The sequence below is a fragment of the Arthrobacter arabinosi genome (assembly GCF_054511115.1).
The window spans coordinates 40650-56107 of the sequence record NZ_JBTNDF010000003.1 but is presented as its reverse complement, the minus strand read 5'-3'; the positions used below and the strand labels follow the sequence as shown (position 1 = coordinate 56107).

The window sequence follows — 15458 nt, the reverse complement described above, 5'->3', positions numbered from 1 at the left end:
TGGTGGCCCCCGGGTGATGATCTTCCGCCCGGGTCTGCGCGCACGGACGGGCACCATCTCCGGCACGGTGCGGCCCGGCGCGGCGTGCGGGAACCGCCCGTCGCGTGGCACACCCGCGCCGCGCCGTACGTGTCCTAGGGTGGATCGGACCAGTAAGGGGGCACTCCGCATGGCATGTAACGGTTGTGGGACATCGTCACGGCTCGACGTCGACTTCAGCATGGCGTTCCAGCCGATCTACGATGCGGTCGACGACCGCATCTGGGGGTATGAGGCGCTGGTCAGGGGACTGGCAGGCCAGGGCGCGTCCGACGTCCTGTCGCGGGTCTCTCCCGACCAGAAGTACCGATTCGACCAGGACTGCCGCATCAAGGCCATCGAACTGGCGTCGCGCCTGTTCCCTGCGGATGAAGGGCTGAAGCTGTCCATCAACTTCATGCCGAACGCGGTCTACGAACCGGCGGCCTGCCTCCGCGCGACGCTGCTCGCCGCGGCACGCTGCAGCTTCCCGCTGTCGTCGATCATGTTCGAGTTCACGGAGAACGAGGAGGTCGCGGATACGGCGCACCTCACGAACATCATCACCGAATACCGCAGGCACGGCTTCACCACGGCCATCGACGATTTCGGTGCCGGCCACGCGGGACTGGGGCTCCTCGTCCAGTTCCAGCCGGACCTGATCAAGATCGACATGCTGCTCGTCCGGGGAGTCGATGCGAGCCGGGCCCGCCAGGCCGTCGTCACGGGCATCGTCGGTATCGCCGAGCAGCTCGGCATCACGGTGCTCGCCGAAGGGGTGGAGACCGAGGCGGAGTTCCTGTTCCTGAAGGCGCAGGGCATCCGCCTGTTCCAGGGCTACTGGTTCGCGCGGCCCGCGTTCGAGGAACTTCCGCAGGTCCGTTCCGGGGCCCTGTCCAGCATCAGTGCCCCCGCGTAGCGGCGTCCCCCGGCACGGGCCGTCACCTACGATGAAGCCATGACCTTCCACCCTGCTGATGACCGTTATGACGCGATGCCGTACCGCCGGGTGGGGGCGAGCGGGCTGCAGCTGCCCGCGGTCTCCCTGGGGCTGTGGCACAACTTCGGGGACGACAAGCCGTTCGGGACGCAGCGCGACATCCTGCGGCGGGCGTTCGACCTCGGCGTCACGCATTTCGACCTCGCCAACAACTACGGCCCCCCGTACGGCAGTGCGGAGACGAACTTCGGACGGCACCTGAAGGACGATTTCCGGCCGTTCCGGGACGAACTGGTGATCTCCACGAAGGCCGGGTACGACATGTGGCCGGGCCCGTACGGGAATTTCGGGTCACGCAAGTACCTGCTGGCGAGCCTGGACCAGTCGCTGGAGCGGATGGGCCTCGAGTACGTGGACATCTTCTACAGCCACCGCCCCGATCCGGAGACACCGCTGGAGGAGACGATGGGCGCCCTCGACACCGCAGTGCGGTCGGGACGGGCCCTGTATGCGGGCATCTCGTCGTACTCGCCCGAGCGGACCCTGGAAGCGGCGGCGATCCTGAAGGACCTCGGGACGCCGCTCGTGATCCATCAGCCGTCGTACTCGATGCTGAACCGGTGGACGGAGAACGGGTCGCCGAACCTGTTCGAGGCCCTCGAGCAGGTGGGAGCCGGGTCGATCGCGTTCTCACCGCTGGCCCAGGGGCTGCTGACCAGCCGGTACCTGGACGGGGTCCCGGAGGACTCACGGGCCGCTGCGGGCAAGTCCCTGGACCAGGGGCAGCTCAGTGAGGAGAACCTGGACCGGATCCGGGGCCTGAACCGGATCGCCGAGGGCCGTGGGCAGTCGCTGGCGCAGCTGGCGATCGCGTGGATCCTGCGGGATCAGTCCAAGGGCACGCCGGTGACGTCGGCCTTGATCGGAGCGTCCAGTGTCCGCCAGCTCGAGGACAGCCTCACCGCGATCGAACGCCTGGACTTCACGGCCGAGGAGCTCCGCGCCATCGACGAATTCGCCGTCGAGTCCGACATCAACCTCTGGGCCAACGCCCTGAAGGCCTGATGCTGCGGTTCCGGACGGCGGGCCCGGAGGACTGGCCGGCCATCTGGGCCATCATGGAACCCGTGGCGCGGGCGGGGGAGACCTACTGCTGGGATACCGGCATGGACGAGGCAGCGGGACGGCTCGAGTGGCTGCCCGGTCCGGCCGGCGCCGATCCCACCCTCGTCGTCGTCGTGGCCGTGGAGGTGGAGACCGGGCGCGTGCTGGGCACGGCGCAGCTGCACGCCAACCGGGGCGGCAACGGGTCCCACGTGGCGAACGCCTCCTTCCTCGTGGCCCGCGACGCCGGCGGCCGGGGCGTGGGCCGGAACCTCGCCGGCCACGTGCTCGAGGAAGCGCGGGCCGCGGGCTACACGGCCATGCAGTTCAACGCCGTCGTGGAGACGAACACGCCGGCCGTGGCGCTCTGGACCTCGCTCGGGTTCACCGTCGTCGGCACCGTCCCCGGCGCGTTCCTCCACCCCTCGGCCGGACCCACCGGGCTCCACATCATGCACCGCTTCCTGTAGAGCCGACGGCGGACGCCGGGACACAATGGGGCATGACCCTCGACGGCTCCCACCACGATCCGCTCCTCGGCGCCTGGGCGACGCTCGGCGAGCCGCGCCTGACCGCCGAACTGGCGCGGTCGGGTCTGGGCTGGGTGGGTCTCGACGCCCAGCACGGGCACTTCGACGACCGCTCGCTGAGGGACACGCTCGGACGCCGGGCCGCCGACTCCGCAGTCCTGCTCGTGCGGGTCGCCGCCAACGACGCCGCACTGATCGGCCGGGCGCTGGACGCGGGAGCGGACGGCGTCATCGTCCCGCTCGTCGACAGCGTCTCCGACGCCGCGGCAGCGGTGGCGGCCAGCCACTACCCGCCACGCGGCACGCGCAGCTGGGGTCCCCTGCCGGGCACCCGCGCGGTACACAGCCCGGGCTCCGGCGATGCACCCTCCGCCGTGCCGCTCTGTGCCGTGATGATCGAGACTGCCTGCGCCCTCGAGGCGGTCGACGCGATCGCCGCGGTCCCGGGCGTCGACATGATCTTCGTCGGCCCGTTCGACCTCGCACTCGCCCTCGGGCTGGACGTCGACGAGCTGCTGTCGGCGGCGGACGACGACGCGCCGCTGGCCCGGGTAGCCCGCGCCTGCAGCCGGGCCGGCATCCGGGCCGGCGCCTATGCGGGCTCGTCGGAGCGGGCAGCGCTGCTGGCGGCCGCGGGCTTCGACTGGATCGCCGCCACGACGGACACGGGCCTCCTGGCGCTGGGCGTCACGGCCCTCCGCGAGCGGCTGCCGGCCGGCCGGCCGGATCAGCCCGACCAGGAGGCCCTCAGCGCCGGGAACGCCTCCTCGTAGCCCGCGAGCACCCGGGTGGCGGCATGGAAGGAGTCCACCAGCGGGTGACCCGCGAAGGCGCGCAGGGCGGCATCCCGGTCCCGGTGGACGGCGGCGCGGACGGTGTCCTGTTCGACGCTTTTCACCGCGGCCATGAGCCCCAGCTGGTGGGGGGTCGGCGGGGCGGCCGGCAGCGGGTGCGCGCCGTCCGCGTCCACCACGGACGGCACCTCGACGACGGCGTCCGCAGGCAGCGCGCCGAAGGTCGCGCCGTTGCGGACATTGAGGATCAGCTCGGCCCGCCGTCCCGTGAGCAGGGAGCGCATGACCTGGAGGGCCACGCGCTCATAGCCACCCCCGGCGAGGTCCGCTTCGTCGCGCTCCTCCTCCGCCGTCCGGGCCTCGGCCAGGTACCCCGCTTCCCGCTCGCGCCGCGCGTCCTCCCACACCCCGAGCGGGTCCCCGGACGCGAGGAGCCGGGGGAAGAGGTCGGTCTGCTGGTCCCGGAGCGTCTCCCCGCGCGTCCGGTCCGCCGAGCGGATGGAGCGGACGGCCTCGCGGTGGAAGTAGTAGTAGAACAGGTACTCGTTCGGCAGCGCGCCGAGGACCCGGAGGAGGTCCGGACCGAACAGGCGCCCCTCCTCGACGCCTGCCAGGCGCGACGCGTCGGCCAGCAGCCCCGGGAGGCGGTCGTGCCCGCCGTCGTCGAGCCGGCGCAGCCACCCCAGGTGGTTCAGGCCCACGTAGTCGACGCCCGTGAGGGACCCGCGCAGGTCCATGCCCGCGGCACGTGCCGCCCGGGTGACGAGACCCGACGCCGAGTCGCAGATGCCGATCACCCGGCGGCCCAGGACCGCGGAGAGGGCCTCGGTGACCATGCCCGCCGGGTTGGTGAAGTTGACGAGCCAGGCGTCGGGCGCGAGGTCGCGCATCAGGGTGGCGACGCGCAGCATGTCGGGGATGGACCGGAGCGCGTAGGAGATGCCGCCCGCGCCCACGGTCTCCTGGCCGAGCAGGCCTGCGGACAGGGCCACGCGCTCGTCGAGGATGCGTCCTTCCGCCCCGCCGCTGCGCACCGCGGCGAACACGAGGTCCGCGCCCGGCAGTGCGTCCTCCAGCCGGGCCGCGACCCGGACCGACGGCGCGGGCCCCGCCCCGGGGGGCAGCGCGCCGAGCACCCGAGCGATGGCTCGGGCGCGGTCCGGCAGGGTGTCCACGAGGACGACGTCGGACACGAGTCCCGCGAACGGGCCGTCGGACAGCGCCCGGTACACCAGCGGGACGCGGAACCCCCCGCCGCCGACGACGACGAGTGTGGCGCCGGCGCTCATCGGCGGCGGCCGCGGAACAGGGCGCCGCGCAGCGCGTACAGCTGCGCTCCGGCGAGGGCCAGGCCGATGGCCACGCAGGCCAGGACCGGCACCGACGTCGTATACGCGAGGACGAAGCTGAGCGAGACGGCGAAGACGACGGCCGCCACACCGATCAGGAGGCGCGCTCCCAGGGGCAGCAGCGGTGCGGCGCCCCGCGGGTACCGGGGCGAATCGGCATCCCGCTGCCTGTCCGGGGTCATGGCATCCCTGTCATGGCCCCCAGCCTACGGGCACGAATCGACGCCACTGGGGAGGACGTCTCGGAAGACAGGCACTCCTGCGCGCCGCCGGTGTGCCGCCGGACCAGTAAGGTGCCGTACATGGCCATACCGCAGCGCTTCGATCCCCTGGCCGGCGCGCGGGGCCCGGACGGGCCCGAGTTCGACCTGCTGCTCACCGGCCAGGTGTTCTTCGACATCGTCTTCACCGGCCTGGAGCAGCTTCCGGCGCCGGGCACCGAGGTGTGGACCGACGGCATGGGCTCCGGTCCGGGAGGGATCGCGAACCAGGCGATCGCGGCGAGCCGCCTCGGCCTGCGCACCACGCTCGCCGCGGCATTCGGCGACGACGGCTACGGGCAGTTCAACTGGGACGTGCTGCAGGACCAGGAGCATGTGGACCTGTCCCGCTCGCGGGTCTTCGGGCAGTGGCACTCACCGGTGACGGTCTCCCTCTCCGTCCACCAGGACCGGTCGATGGTGACCCACGGCCACGCCGCGCCGCTGCGCGCCACGGATCTCATCGGGGCGCCGCCGTCGTGCCGCGCCGCCGTCGTCGGTGTGGAACAGGAGATCGAACCGTGGGCGGCGACGGCCGCTGCCCGCGGCACGAAGCTGTTCGGCGACGTCGGGTGGGACCCCGACGGGGACTGGGCGCCCGAGACGCTCGCGTCGCTCGACCACTTCTACTCGTTCATGCCGAACGCCGTCGAGGCCATGGCCTACACACGCACCGACGATCCGTGGAAGGCCCTGTACTCGCTGGCCGACCGCGTGCCGGTCGCCGTCGTCACGGTCGGGCAGCACGGTGCGATCGCCATCGATTCGCTCACGGGGGAGGAGGAGTGGGTGCCCGCCCTGCCCGTGTCCGCGCACGACCCGACGGGGGCTGGAGACTGCTTCAGCGCCGCCTTCGTCATGGCCGACCTGGCGGGATTCCCGCTCGCCGACCGGCTGGCGTTCGCCAATCTGTGCGCCTCGCTGTCCGTGCAGCACGTGGGCGGTTCGCTGGCCGCGCCGGGTTGGGGCGACATCGCGGACTGGTGGCACCGGGTCAGCGAGGGGCGCAACGGCGTGCAGAAGCAGTGGCTGCGCCGCTACGCCTTCCTCGGGGACCTCGTCTCCGACGTCCCGGGCGAGGCGTCACGGCGCGCGACGGCGACGATCGCCCGGCATTCCGATGCCGGGCCGTCGATCCGCCCCTGCGAGGGCGGGCGGGGCGCGTCCGGCGCCTTCTGACCGGACCCCACACGCCCGGACCCCACACGCCGGACCCCACACGTCGGCGGTCACCAGGTGCGGGGCGGCCCTCTCCATGCCGGACCTCAGGCGCCGGCGGCCACCAGGTTCGGGGCGGGCGCGGGATGCTCAGGTTCCGCGGATCGTGTGGCGCGTGCCGCGAGCCAGATCGCGAGCGCGCCGATGAGCGCACCCGCCGCGACGTCGACGACGTAGTGCCACCCGAAGTAGACGGTGGCCAGGGCGGTGAGCAGCACGTAGACCCAGAGCGCCGCCCGGACCACCCGCGGCAGGCGGAGCAGGTGTGCCATGACGGCGGCGGTGACGACGACCGAGACGTGCAGGGAGGCGAAGGCTGCGATGCCGTGTACCGAGTGGGTGGCATGGGGATCGGTGAGGACCCGCACCCTGCTGCGGTAGAGCGACTCCTGGAGCGCCGTGACGGCGGTGTCCGGCAGGTCCGCGAAGTGCTTCGGCTCGACATAGATCGGCCCCAGGGAGGGCAGGACGTAGTAGCTCAGCGCCCCGAGGATCCAGTTGAAGGACAGCGCCGTCACGTACCAGGCGCCGTGCGAGAGCCTGCGCGACCAGACGAGTGCCGCCGCCACGGACAGGGGCACGAACAGGAGGTAGGACACGTAGACGGCGGACAGGATGTGGGCGCTCGCCCCGGTGCCGAGGATCTGCTGGAGCACGTCCCCGGGGTGCTCGCCGCCGGCGAACCAGCGGTCGCTGGCCTGCAGGAGCGGGTCCGTGACCCGATGGCGGACGAAGGGCAGGAAGCTCTTCATGTTCCGGTAGGAGACGTACGCCAGGTAGAAGGTGAGCAGGCCCACCGAGGTCGCGACCAGGCGCTGTGCCCGCCAGCGTCGTCGGAGTTCCGCCGCCGCGGCCCGCAGCAGGTTCGTCCGGGAGGGTCGGCTGCGCAGCGTGGACGGGATCATGTCGACCAGGACCAGCGCCGCCAGGAGCAGGGGCAGCCGGACGTAGCTCGGGCCGAGGAAGCCCCCAGGATCACGCAGCGGCAGCCCGAAGGCCACGGCCACGAAGGCCGTGAGGACGGCGAAGCCGGCTGCAACGGCAAAGGGTATGCGGAAGAGTCGGTAAGGGGCATGCCCCGTCGCAGGGGGCGCGGACTTCATCAACCAGTTCTAATGCATTAAGGTGCCGTTCATCGTCCGGCACTCCGGAGACGGATTGCTTGCTTTCCGGGCCGTGTCGTTCAGCCCCTCAGCATCGCCGCCTCTCCCAGCCACCGCGCGTACCTCGCCCAGGGGTCCTCGACGCCCGCGGCGAGCCGGCGGACATGCTCCTCGAGCTCCGGCGACGCGGCGAACCACTCCGAGCGGTCCAGCCGGTACGCCGCGAACTCCTGGTGGCGGCGGTGCTCGACCAGCCGGTCGCCCTGCTCGAAGGCCAGCACCTCGTCGTGCCACAGGCGGGCGAGCCGTTGCCGGGGATTCGCCGTCGTGCCGATCTTGATGCGCTCTCCGAAGCGGAGGTAGTACACGATGTCCACGCGCGGGGGCGGCAGGCCGTCGTCGAGCACGTCACCGGCCCGCCATTCGCAGGCAGCGCACACCCACCCGGAGGGATACCGCACGCCGAGGCGCGAGCCGCAGGCACGGCACCCTCCGGGCAGGACGTCGGCCACGCCGTACTCGGCGGCGACCCACTCACCGATCACCGCGGCATGCGCGCGGCACACCGGGACGGGGACGCCGGCGACGGCCCGGCCGCAGGGCTGCCCGCCCGGCAGGCGGAGCTCGCACGTGCGGCGGTCCTGCTCCGGATCGAACATGTCTTCGATCCTTCCGCCCCGCGCCGTCGGGTGCAAGCCCCCGTCCTGCACGGCATCAGAGGGCGGACGGGCAGGCGGAACTGGCAGAATGGGTCGGGTGACTTTCTCCGAACGTGCCGCAGAGATCGACCTCGATGCCCTGCGGCACAACATCCGGCACATCCGCGAGGTGGCGCACCCCGCGCGCGTGATGGCCGTCGTGAAAGCCGACGCGTACGGGCACGGGGCGCTCCCGGTGGCACGTGCTGCGCTCGAGGCGGGCGCCGCCTGGCTCGGCGTCGCGCACATCGGCGAGGGGGTCGAGCTGCGGAAGGCCGGCATCGAGGCGCCCATCCTCGCCTGGCTGCACACCTCACACACCGACTTCGCGGCCGGCGTGGAGCACGGACTGGACCTGGGGATCTCCGGCTGGGAGCTGGAGCACGTGGTCGCGGCCGCACGGGAACTGGAGCGGCCGGCCATCGTCCACCTGAAGATCGATACCGGACTCGGCCGCAACGGCTGCCCGCCGGAGCAGTGGGAGGCCCTGCTCGGCCGCGCCGTCGCCCACCAGGAGGAGGGCCTCATCCGCGTCGTCGGGATCTTCTCCCACCTGGCGGTCGCCGACGAGCCCGCCCGGCCCGAGACCGACCTGCAGGTCCAGGCGTTCCGCGACGCCGTCGCCGCGGCCGAGGCGGCAGGGATCGACGTCGAGGTCCGGCACCTCGCGAACACCCCCGCGACCTTCTCGCGGCCCGACTGCCATTTCGACCTGGTCCGCGTGGGCCTCGGCATCTACGGGCTCTCGCCCTTCTCGGACCAGGCGTCCTCGGACCTGGGGCTCCGCCCCGTCATGACGTTCAGCACCACCGTCGCGAACTGCAAGGAAGTGCCCGCGGGCCAGGGCGTCTCCTACGGCTACGCGTACCGCACCCGCAAACCCACCACGCTCGGGCTCATCCCCGTCGGCTACGCGGACGGCGTCCCCCGGATCGCCACCGGAGCGCCGGTTCTCGTGGGCGGGCGCATCTACCCCGTGGTCGGGCGGATCGCGATGGACCAGTTCGTCATCGACTTCGGCGTCACGGGCCTGGTGGGCACCCCGGCGAGTCCGCTGGGCGCGCGCGCCGTCCTGTTCGGGGGCCCGGACTCGCCGCCCGTCGAGGACTGGGCCGCCGCCGCGCAGACCATCAACTACGAGGTGGTCACCCGCATCAGCGGCCGCGTGGAACGGGTCTACCACGACGCAGGAGGGGAGGGCGTCGATGGAAGCGGCACCTGACCGGACCGCGTCGTACGACGCCGGCTCGGCGGACGAGCTGCAGGCGCTCGCCGCGAGCCTCGCCCCGCAGCTGCGGGCAGGAGACCTGCTCGTCCTCTCGGGCGAGCTGGGGGCGGGCAAGACCACGTTCACGCAGGGGCTCGGGCGCGGCCTCGCCGTCGAGGACCGCATCATCTCGCCGACCTTCGTGCTCGTCCGCCAGCACCGCTCCGGCGGCGACCGGCCGCGCCTGGTCCACGTGGACGCCTACCGGCTCGAGAGTGCCGCCGCCGTCGACGACCTCGACCTCGAGGCCACCCTGGACACCAGCATCACGGTCATCGAGTGGGGTGCCGGGCGCGTGGAGCACCTGGCCGACAGCTGGCTCCGCGTGGACATCACCCGGCCCCTCGGCGGCACCGGGCCGGGCGGGCGGGAAGCCGGCCTCATCACGGACTTCGACGACGACGGCGAGGACGAGGTGCGCACCGTCACGCTCTCGGGCGCCGGACCGCGCTGGCGTGGCGGTCTTCCCTCGTTGTCCCTCGACTAGGCTTGTCGGGTGCTTCTCCTCGCCCTCGACACCTCCGCGGCGGCTACCGTCGCCCTCCTGCGCGACGACGTCGTCGTCGGCCGGTTCGCCAGCGCCGACACCCGCTCGCACGCGGAGGTCCTCGCACCCGCGGTGCACCGGATCCTGTCCGAGGCCGGTGTGGCGGGGACGGAGCTCGACGCCGTGATCGCCGGCGTGGGCCCGGGGCCGTTCACCGGGCTGCGCGCCGGGCTCGTCACCGCCCGCACCCTCGGCTTCGTGTGGGGCGTCCCCGTGCACGGCATCATGAGCCTCGACGCCCTGGCCGTCGACGCCGCCGCAGGCGGGGCGGTACCGGCCGGCAGCGCGTTCCTCGCGGGGACGGACGCGCGCCGCGGGGAGGTGTACTGGGCCGCATACCGGGCGCCGTCGCAGCCCGACGCCCTGCCCGAACTCCTCGACGGTCCGCACGTCGGGGCCGCCTCCACCCTCCCCGGCGGGCAGCCGATCGTCGGCCGGGCCGCTGGCCTGTACCCGGACGCCCTCGACGGCGTCCCCGGCTTCGCCGCGGCGGACCCCGACGCCGCGTCCCTCGCCCGTGTGGCCCGCGCGCGCCTGCTCGCCGGCGCCCCCCTGCGCGACACCGCGCCGCTGTACCTGCGGGAATCGGACGCGCAGGTCCCCGGGCCCAGGAAGCGGGCGACGGCGTGAGCTTCCGCGTGCGTGACCTGGCCTTCGAGGACATCGAGACGATCGGCCGGCTCGAGAACGCCCTGTTCCCCACCGACGCCTGGCCGCTGGAGATGTTCTACACGGAGTTCTTCCAGCCGGACACGCGGCGCTACCTCGTGGCCGAGGTGGACGGCGAGGCCGTCGGGTACGCGGGGGTCATGGTGATCGACACGACGGCGGACATCCAGACCATCGGGGTACTCCCGCACGTCGAGGGTCAGGGCATCGGGCGCGCGCTGCTCACCGAGCTGCTGGAGGAGGCCCGCCGGCGTGGCGCGGACACCGTGATGCTCGAGGTGCGGGCCGACAACCCCCGTGCCCAGGCCCTGTACACGCGGTTCGGGTTCGTGAAGATCCACACCCGGAAGCGGTACTACCGCGACGGGGTCGACGCCTGGGTGATGCGCCTCGTCCTCGACACGGATGGAGGGCAGCCATGACGACCGGCCGGCCCCTGGTCCTCGGCATCGAATCGTCCTGCGACGAGACCGGCGTCGGGATCGTCCGCGGCACCGAGCTGCTGACCAACACGGTGTCCTCGTCCATGGACGAGCACGTCCGCTTCGGCGGGGTCATCCCCGAGATAGCCTCCCGGGCGCACCTCGAGGCCTTCGTGCCCACCCTCCGCACCGCGCTCGACGACGCCGGCGTGACGCTCGACGAGCTCGACGCCGTCGCCGTCACCGCCGGGCCCGGGCTCTCCGGAGCCCTCATGGTGGGCGTGTCCGCCGCGAAGGCGCTCGCCGTCGCCACCGGGAAACCGCTCTACGCGATCAACCACCTCGTCGCGCACGTCGGCGTCGGCATGGTGGGAGGGACGTTCGACGACGGCCTGCCGCCGAATCTCGGCGCGCTCCTCGTCTCGGGGGGACACACGGAGATCCTGCGCGTGGGGAACATCGCCGACGACGTCCAACTGCTCGGGTCCACGATCGACGACGCCGCCGGCGAGGCGTACGACAAGACGGCGCGGATCCTGGGCCTCGGGTATCCCGGCGGGCCGGCCATCGACCGGTTGGCGCAGCAGGGCGATCCGAAGGCCATCCGCTTCCCGCGCGGCCTCTCCCAGCCCAAGTACATGGGCAGCGCCGAGGAGCCGGGACCGCACCGCTACGACTGGTCCTTCAGCGGTCTCAAGACCGCCGTCGCCCGCGCCGTGGAACAGTACGAGGCAGCAGGGCTGGAGGTACCGGTGGCGGACATCGCGGCGTCCTTCCAGGAGGCCGTCGTGGACATCATCACGTCGAAGGCCGTCCTCGCCTGCCGCGAGCACGGCATCACGGACCTGTTGCTGGGCGGGGGCGTGGCCGCCAACCGGAGGCTCCGCGAGCTGACCCGCGAGAGGTGCGCGGCCGCCGGTATCACCCTGACCGTCCCCGCGCCGTCGCTCTGCACGGACAACGGAGCGATGGTCGCTGCGCTCGGCGCGCAGATCGTCATGAACGGCGGCGAGCCGAGCGGCATCGCGTTCGGGACCGATCCGTCCCTGCCGGTCACGAGCATCGTCCTCGCCGGGACGTAGCGGACACGTTCGCGCGGATCCCGTCGATGCGGAGCAGGCTTATTGCTAGAGAAACTAGCTTTACATCATCCGAGTCAGCCGCTAGGTTGGAGGAAGGTCAAGACAACGGCCTGCTCCTTTTCTGACCTGAAGGTCACGCCATGACACTCACAGCCCAGACTTCCTCCGTCCCCGCTCGCGTCGACGAAGACGCAGCCCTCTCACTCCCCGCCGGCGACGACGCCGCGTACGATCCGTGGCCGGGCATGGCCACAGCCGGTGAGCTCGGGCAGGTCCAGCACCCCGCAGAACCGATGGTCCTGCCCCACGCGCTCCACGACGCCTCCACGCGGCAGCTCCGGCGCTGGATCAACCAGCTGTACAAGGCACTCGACGCCGATTTCCCTCCCTATGGTGCGCAGGAGGACTACGACCGCCTCGCCGACGAGCTGGAGCGGCGCGCAGCGGACGCACGCAGCGGTGGCGCGGGGACGGAACGCCGTGATGCGTTCCGCGACAACCCGATGAACCACCGCTTCGAGCTCTTCCAGGACGGGATGCTCGCAGGCTACGTCTCGTACTCGATGCGCGCCGGCAGGCTGCGGCTGCACCGCACCGTCGTGGCCGCCGCGTTCGAGGGGGCCGGGCTGGAGGGGGTCCTCATACGGAAGGTCCTCCTCGACGCCCACAAGCGACGCCTGGCGGCGCTGCCCTACTGCGACCAGGTGCAGGCGTTCCTGGCCGACAACCCTCAGTACCGTAGCCTCGTCGCGAACTGACCCCTCGTCGCGAACCGACCCGGAGGTCGGCGCGGTGAGCGGACGGCCGGCCACGATGCGGCTGCCATCCGAAGCCTCAGCGCCCGGCGCACACGCGGCCCGATGACCCGATCCCGCGGGAGAACCCACCGGGGATGATTCCCCTCGTACGACGGTGGGCCGGCCCCGAAGGAGCCGGCCCACTGTCGTGTGCGGGGAGAGTCAGAGGGTGCCCGGACGGCGGGATCCGGGGGTGTCCGTCAGGGTGTCGTCCTGGAGCCCCTGACTGTCGGACGGGACACCTGTTCCCGGGATGCCATCGACGGCCGGCACGACCTCGACCTCCACGACGTCGACCTCCTCCACGACGGGCGTGGACTCCGGGACCACGGGCGTCGTGTCGACGACGGGGACCTCAGCCGGGACCTCCTCCTCGTCGTCGCTCCGCTTGCTCGCGGCCACCGCTGCACCCGCAACCGCGGCGGCTGCCGCGACGCCCAGTCCGGCCGCGACCTTGCCGGAGACTCCGGCCTTGCCGCTGTCGCCGCGCGACTGCTCGGCGTCCTCGACGGAGGGCGTCCCGGGCTGTCCGACCACGGCACCGCGCCATCCGCCGGTCGCGTAGCTCTCGGACTCGATGAACTCCTTGAACTTGTGGAGGTCCGCCTTCGCCTGGTTCTCGACGACGTTCAGTTTGTCGCCGACCTTCTCGACCAGGCCCTCCGGTTCGTACTCGAGCACGAGACTGACACGGGTGGTGCCGCCGAGGTCCTCGAACGTGACCTGTCCGGCGTTCGTCGCCCCCTCGGTTGCCGCCCAGGCGACCTTGCGGTCAGGGATCTGCTCGAGGACGCGCGCCTCCCACTGCCGGCGGATCCCGCCGATCTCGGCGACCCACTCGAGGCGGTCGTCGCTGAGCTGGGTGATCTGCTTGATGCCGCCCATGAAGTGCGGGAACTCCTCGAACTGCGTCCACTGGTTGTACACGGTCGTCACGGGAAGATTCACTACGATGGTTTCTTCGACCTTGGTGCTCATGATGCCTCCGTCGGGTTCGGGATGTCGTCGCTGATGACGCCGACAGCATCATCAGCATGCTTAGCGTAGGGCTGGGCGCGGCGGAAGGCCAGTGCCGGTCGTTCAGGAGGGAAGGTCTCCGACGCTGGTGTATTTCCGCCGCCAGTCGAGGCCTTCCTCGCCGCCGTAGAGGGTCCAGTACTCCCGTCCCATGGTGATCACGCCGTTTCCCACGGTCCAGATGGACACGACGCGGAAGATCCCGACGTCCTCCTGCGGCACCTGCACCTCGGACACCACGACCTCCCCGGCGTCGTACACCTCGAGGACGTCGATGCTCCAGCCGTTGGGGCGCTCGGAGTTCACGGCGACCACGTTGTCCCTGCCGCGGATGATCTCGCGCGTGACGGGCCAGAACACCACCACGTCCTCGGCGAGCGTCTGCCCGACGGCAGCCCAGTCCCTGCTCCACACCGACGACCAGTACCGCCGGATGACTTCGGTAGATTCCATACGCCGATGCTACCGGCGGATGCCCACCCGGGCCGGCGGATCTCGGTCGGTCCCGGGCGTCAGTCCTTCGGGTCGGACCGGGTCGGGATCGTCCGCCGCGTGCACTGGTCGGGACGCACCCACGCCTCACGGGCGATCGAGAATTCGATCCACTGGGCGAGCACCGCCGACGCGGTCCAGGCCATGGCGAACCCGCGGACGGTCTGGCGTGAGCCGTTCGGATACTCGAGGTCCACCCAGAGTGCCGGGGCAGGGGAGACGGACTCCGTGATACCCATGGTCGGTGGTTCCAGCTGCAGCGGAGGGACGAACTGGTGCGTCGTCGGCGGCAGCCCGTGCCACCCGGGGGCCTTGGCCACGCAGGACTGCCCGGGGGAGGGGCGCGGCGCGGGCTGGTCCATGCCACCACTCTACGAGGACGCCCCCGGGCGAGGTTCAGGGGTGTGGCTTCAGTGCCCGACGGCGGCAGCGCGCGGCATCCACCCACGCCTCGCGCGCCCGCGAGAACTCGATCCATTGCGCCAGGACGGCGGAGCCCGTCCATGCCATGGCGAACCCCTTCGCGGTGCGCCGCGTCCCGTCGGGATAGTCGAGGTCCACCCACAGTGCGGGGGAGCGGGGCGGCTCCGTGATGCCGCCGGACGGTGCCTCCAGCTGGAGCGGGGGGACGTACCGGTCCGCGCTGGGTGGGATGCCGTGCCACCCGGGTCTCTCTGCCATGTGACGAGGGTATGCCGCGGATCCGACATCGGGGGGGAAGGATTCTCCCCGCTGTTCCCCTCCGCGCCACCCGATGCCGGCCCGGAGTTCCATTCCACGCGGTGGTGTGTCTGGTTAGGATGGTCGCGACGACGGCATCCCCCGCGCACCTGCCCGCAGGACGCTCGCGGGACGGGACGCCGGGTGTCACCCCGTTCCACCAGGACAAGAGGTAGCGACCAGCCATGACGAATGACCCTTTGCAGAAGATCCTTGTCGCCGCCGCCGACAAGGAGGACGTGCAGTTCGAGCTCGATCGCGCCGAACTGATCCTGCAGGAAGCGGTGTCCGAGGCCCTCCGTCACGGGGAGGACGTCGCGGTTGTCGCCGAGGTCGCGGAGCTTCCCGTGGACGACGTCGCGAAGCTCGTCGCACGCGACGCCGACCCCGGGCCCGTCCTGCCTTCCTGAGGAACGTCCCGGGGTGGACCC

20 protein-coding genes are annotated in these 15458 nt (G+C 71.8%); 12 read left to right on the top strand and 8 right to left on the bottom strand.

Annotated elements, in window-relative coordinates; all coding sequences use genetic code 11:
- The first annotated feature begins 220 nt into the window (after positions 1-220).
- From ACX80P_RS08130 to ACX80P_RS08115, 4 genes are read left to right on the top strand one after another with little or no spacing between them, the layout of a single operon-like run.
- Positions 221-937: an EAL domain-containing protein gene (locus ACX80P_RS08130; RefSeq protein ID WP_459277587.1), complete on the top strand. Its 717-nt coding sequence runs from the start codon at positions 221-223 to the stop codon at positions 935-937.
- Between the two features lie 39 nt (positions 938-976).
- Positions 977-2023 carry an L-glyceraldehyde 3-phosphate reductase gene (gene mgrA, locus ACX80P_RS08125; RefSeq protein WP_459277586.1) on the top strand — a complete coding sequence of 349 codons (1047 nt, stop codon included), beginning with the start codon at positions 977-979 and terminating at the stop codon, positions 2021-2023.
- Positions 2023-2532: a GNAT family N-acetyltransferase gene (locus tag ACX80P_RS08120; RefSeq protein ID WP_459277585.1), complete on the top strand. Its 510-nt coding sequence runs from the start codon at positions 2023-2025 to the stop codon at positions 2530-2532. Before mgrA ends, ACX80P_RS08120 begins: the two co-directional genes overlap by 1 nt.
- Before the next feature lie 32 nt (positions 2533-2564).
- A complete protein-coding gene (locus tag ACX80P_RS08115; protein WP_459277584.1) occupies positions 2565-3365 on the top strand; it encodes an HpcH/HpaI aldolase family protein in 801 nt (266 codons plus the stop codon).
- Here the strand turns inward: ACX80P_RS08115 and ACX80P_RS08110 are convergent.
- A complete protein-coding gene (locus ACX80P_RS08110) occupies positions 3320-4675 on the bottom strand; it encodes a family 4 glycosyl hydrolase (RefSeq protein WP_459277583.1) in 1356 nt (451 codons plus the stop codon). The two genes, ACX80P_RS08115 and ACX80P_RS08110, sit on opposite strands and share 46 nt — an antisense overlap.
- Positions 4672-4917 (bottom strand): hypothetical protein, encoded by a 246-nt coding sequence (locus ACX80P_RS08105; protein WP_459277582.1) that lies wholly within the window; start codon positions 4915-4917, stop codon positions 4672-4674. Before ACX80P_RS08105 ends, ACX80P_RS08110 begins: the two co-directional genes overlap by 4 nt.
- Positions 4918-5037: 120 nt before the next feature.
- Here ACX80P_RS08105 and ACX80P_RS08100 point away from each other — a divergent pair, with 120 nt between their 5' ends.
- On the top strand, positions 5038-6174 hold the full coding sequence (locus tag ACX80P_RS08100) for a PfkB family carbohydrate kinase (RefSeq protein WP_459277581.1): 1137 nt from the start codon (positions 5038-5040) through the stop codon (positions 6172-6174).
- Between the two features lie 86 nt (positions 6175-6260).
- Here the strand turns inward: ACX80P_RS08100 and ACX80P_RS08095 are convergent, their stop codons facing one another.
- Complete coding sequence (locus ACX80P_RS08095; RefSeq protein WP_459277580.1) at positions 6261-7316, bottom strand: phosphatase PAP2 family protein; 1056 nt, start codon at positions 7314-7316, stop codon at positions 6261-6263.
- A gap of 80 nt (positions 7317-7396) precedes the next feature.
- Positions 7397-7975 carry a GIY-YIG nuclease family protein gene (locus ACX80P_RS08090; protein ID WP_459277579.1) on the bottom strand — a complete coding sequence of 193 codons (579 nt, stop codon included), beginning with the start codon at positions 7973-7975 and terminating at the stop codon, positions 7397-7399.
- A gap of 88 nt (positions 7976-8063) precedes the next feature.
- Between ACX80P_RS08090 and alr the strand changes: the two genes are divergently transcribed.
- From alr to ACX80P_RS08060, 6 genes are all read left to right on the top strand, one after another.
- Positions 8064-9236 (top strand): alanine racemase, encoded by a 1173-nt coding sequence (gene alr, locus ACX80P_RS08085; RefSeq protein WP_459277578.1) that lies wholly within the window; start codon positions 8064-8066, stop codon positions 9234-9236.
- Positions 9220-9768 carry a tRNA (adenosine(37)-N6)-threonylcarbamoyltransferase complex ATPase subunit type 1 TsaE gene (gene tsaE, locus ACX80P_RS08080; RefSeq protein ID WP_459277577.1) on the top strand — a complete coding sequence of 183 codons (549 nt, stop codon included), beginning with the start codon at positions 9220-9222 and terminating at the stop codon, positions 9766-9768. Before alr ends, tsaE begins: the two co-directional genes overlap by 17 nt.
- A gap of 9 nt (positions 9769-9777) precedes the next feature.
- Complete coding sequence (gene tsaB / locus ACX80P_RS08075) at positions 9778-10458, top strand: tRNA (adenosine(37)-N6)-threonylcarbamoyltransferase complex dimerization subunit type 1 TsaB (RefSeq protein WP_459277576.1); 681 nt, start codon at positions 9778-9780, stop codon at positions 10456-10458.
- On the top strand, positions 10455-10919 hold the full coding sequence (gene rimI, locus ACX80P_RS08070) for a ribosomal protein S18-alanine N-acetyltransferase (RefSeq protein WP_459277575.1): 465 nt from the start codon (positions 10455-10457) through the stop codon (positions 10917-10919). The genes tsaB and rimI overlap by 4 nt, the downstream gene beginning before the upstream one ends.
- Entirely contained in the window at positions 10916-12001 is a 1086-nt protein-coding gene (gene tsaD, locus ACX80P_RS08065) for a tRNA (adenosine(37)-N6)-threonylcarbamoyltransferase complex transferase subunit TsaD (protein WP_459277574.1), read from the top strand. The genes rimI and tsaD overlap by 4 nt, the downstream gene beginning before the upstream one ends.
- Before the next feature lie 140 nt (positions 12002-12141).
- The gene (locus ACX80P_RS08060) at positions 12142-12759 is read left to right on the top strand and encodes a GNAT family N-acetyltransferase (protein WP_459277573.1); all 618 of its coding nucleotides are present in this window, start codon (positions 12142-12144) and stop codon (positions 12757-12759) included.
- 201 nt (positions 12760-12960) lie between these two features.
- Here the strand turns inward: ACX80P_RS08060 and ACX80P_RS08055 are convergent, their stop codons facing one another.
- From ACX80P_RS08055 to ACX80P_RS08040, 4 genes are all read right to left on the bottom strand, one after another.
- Entirely contained in the window at positions 12961-13776 is an 816-nt protein-coding gene (locus ACX80P_RS08055; protein ID WP_459277572.1) for an SRPBCC family protein, read from the bottom strand.
- A gap of 102 nt (positions 13777-13878) precedes the next feature.
- Positions 13879-14268: a nuclear transport factor 2 family protein gene (locus ACX80P_RS08050; RefSeq protein ID WP_459277571.1), complete on the bottom strand. Its 390-nt coding sequence runs from the start codon at positions 14266-14268 to the stop codon at positions 13879-13881.
- 59 nt (positions 14269-14327) lie between these two features.
- On the bottom strand, positions 14328-14669 hold the full coding sequence (locus tag ACX80P_RS08045) for a hypothetical protein (RefSeq protein WP_459277570.1): 342 nt from the start codon (positions 14667-14669) through the stop codon (positions 14328-14330).
- A gap of 34 nt (positions 14670-14703) precedes the next feature.
- Complete coding sequence (locus ACX80P_RS08040; protein ID WP_459277569.1) at positions 14704-14988, bottom strand: hypothetical protein; 285 nt, start codon at positions 14986-14988, stop codon at positions 14704-14706.
- Positions 14989-15212: 224 nt separating this feature from the next.
- On the opposite strand from ACX80P_RS08040, the gene ACX80P_RS08035 reads away from it, so the two are divergent.
- Complete coding sequence (locus ACX80P_RS08035) at positions 15213-15437, top strand: hypothetical protein (protein WP_459277568.1); 225 nt, start codon at positions 15213-15215, stop codon at positions 15435-15437.
- The last annotated feature ends 21 nt before the right edge of the window (positions 15438-15458 follow it).

Coding starts and splice junctions, on each gene's coding strand:
- ACX80P_RS08130 (WP_459277587.1), top strand. CDS start 221: ATGGCGTTCCAGCCGATCTACGATGCGGTCGACGACCGCATCTGGGGG.
- mgrA (WP_459277586.1), top strand. CDS start 977: ATGACCTTCCACCCTGCTGATGACCGTTATGACGCGATGCCGTACCGC.
- ACX80P_RS08120 (WP_459277585.1), top strand. CDS start 2,023: ATGCTGCGGTTCCGGACGGCGGGCCCGGAGGACTGGCCGGCCATCTGG.
- ACX80P_RS08115 (WP_459277584.1), top strand. CDS start 2,565: ATGACCCTCGACGGCTCCCACCACGATCCGCTCCTCGGCGCCTGGGCG.
- ACX80P_RS08110 (WP_459277583.1), bottom strand. CDS start 4,675: ATGAGCGCCGGCGCCACACTCGTCGTCGTCGGCGGCGGGGGGTTCCGC.
- ACX80P_RS08105 (WP_459277582.1), bottom strand. CDS start 4,917: ATGACCCCGGACAGGCAGCGGGATGCCGATTCGCCCCGGTACCCGCGG.
- ACX80P_RS08100 (WP_459277581.1), top strand. CDS start 5,038: ATGGCCATACCGCAGCGCTTCGATCCCCTGGCCGGCGCGCGGGGCCCG.
- ACX80P_RS08095 (WP_459277580.1), bottom strand. CDS start 7,316: ATGAAGTCCGCGCCCCCTGCGACGGGGCATGCCCCTTACCGACTCTTC.
- ACX80P_RS08090 (WP_459277579.1), bottom strand. CDS start 7,975: ATGTTCGATCCGGAGCAGGACCGCCGCACGTGCGAGCTCCGCCTGCCG.
- alr (WP_459277578.1), top strand. CDS start 8,064: ATGGGTCGGGTGACTTTCTCCGAACGTGCCGCAGAGATCGACCTCGAT.
- tsaE (WP_459277577.1), top strand. CDS start 9,220: ATGGAAGCGGCACCTGACCGGACCGCGTCGTACGACGCCGGCTCGGCG.
- tsaD (WP_459277574.1), top strand. CDS start 10,916: ATGACGACCGGCCGGCCCCTGGTCCTCGGCATCGAATCGTCCTGCGAC.
- ACX80P_RS08060 (WP_459277573.1), top strand. CDS start 12,142: ATGACACTCACAGCCCAGACTTCCTCCGTCCCCGCTCGCGTCGACGAA.
- ACX80P_RS08055 (WP_459277572.1), bottom strand. CDS start 13,776: ATGAGCACCAAGGTCGAAGAAACCATCGTAGTGAATCTTCCCGTGACG.
- ACX80P_RS08050 (WP_459277571.1), bottom strand. CDS start 14,268: ATGGAATCTACCGAAGTCATCCGGCGGTACTGGTCGTCGGTGTGGAGC.
- ACX80P_RS08045 (WP_459277570.1), bottom strand. CDS start 14,669: ATGGACCAGCCCGCGCCGCGCCCCTCCCCCGGGCAGTCCTGCGTGGCC.
- ACX80P_RS08040 (WP_459277569.1), bottom strand. CDS start 14,988: ATGGCAGAGAGACCCGGGTGGCACGGCATCCCACCCAGCGCGGACCGG.
- ACX80P_RS08035 (WP_459277568.1), top strand. CDS start 15,213: ATGACGAATGACCCTTTGCAGAAGATCCTTGTCGCCGCCGCCGACAAG.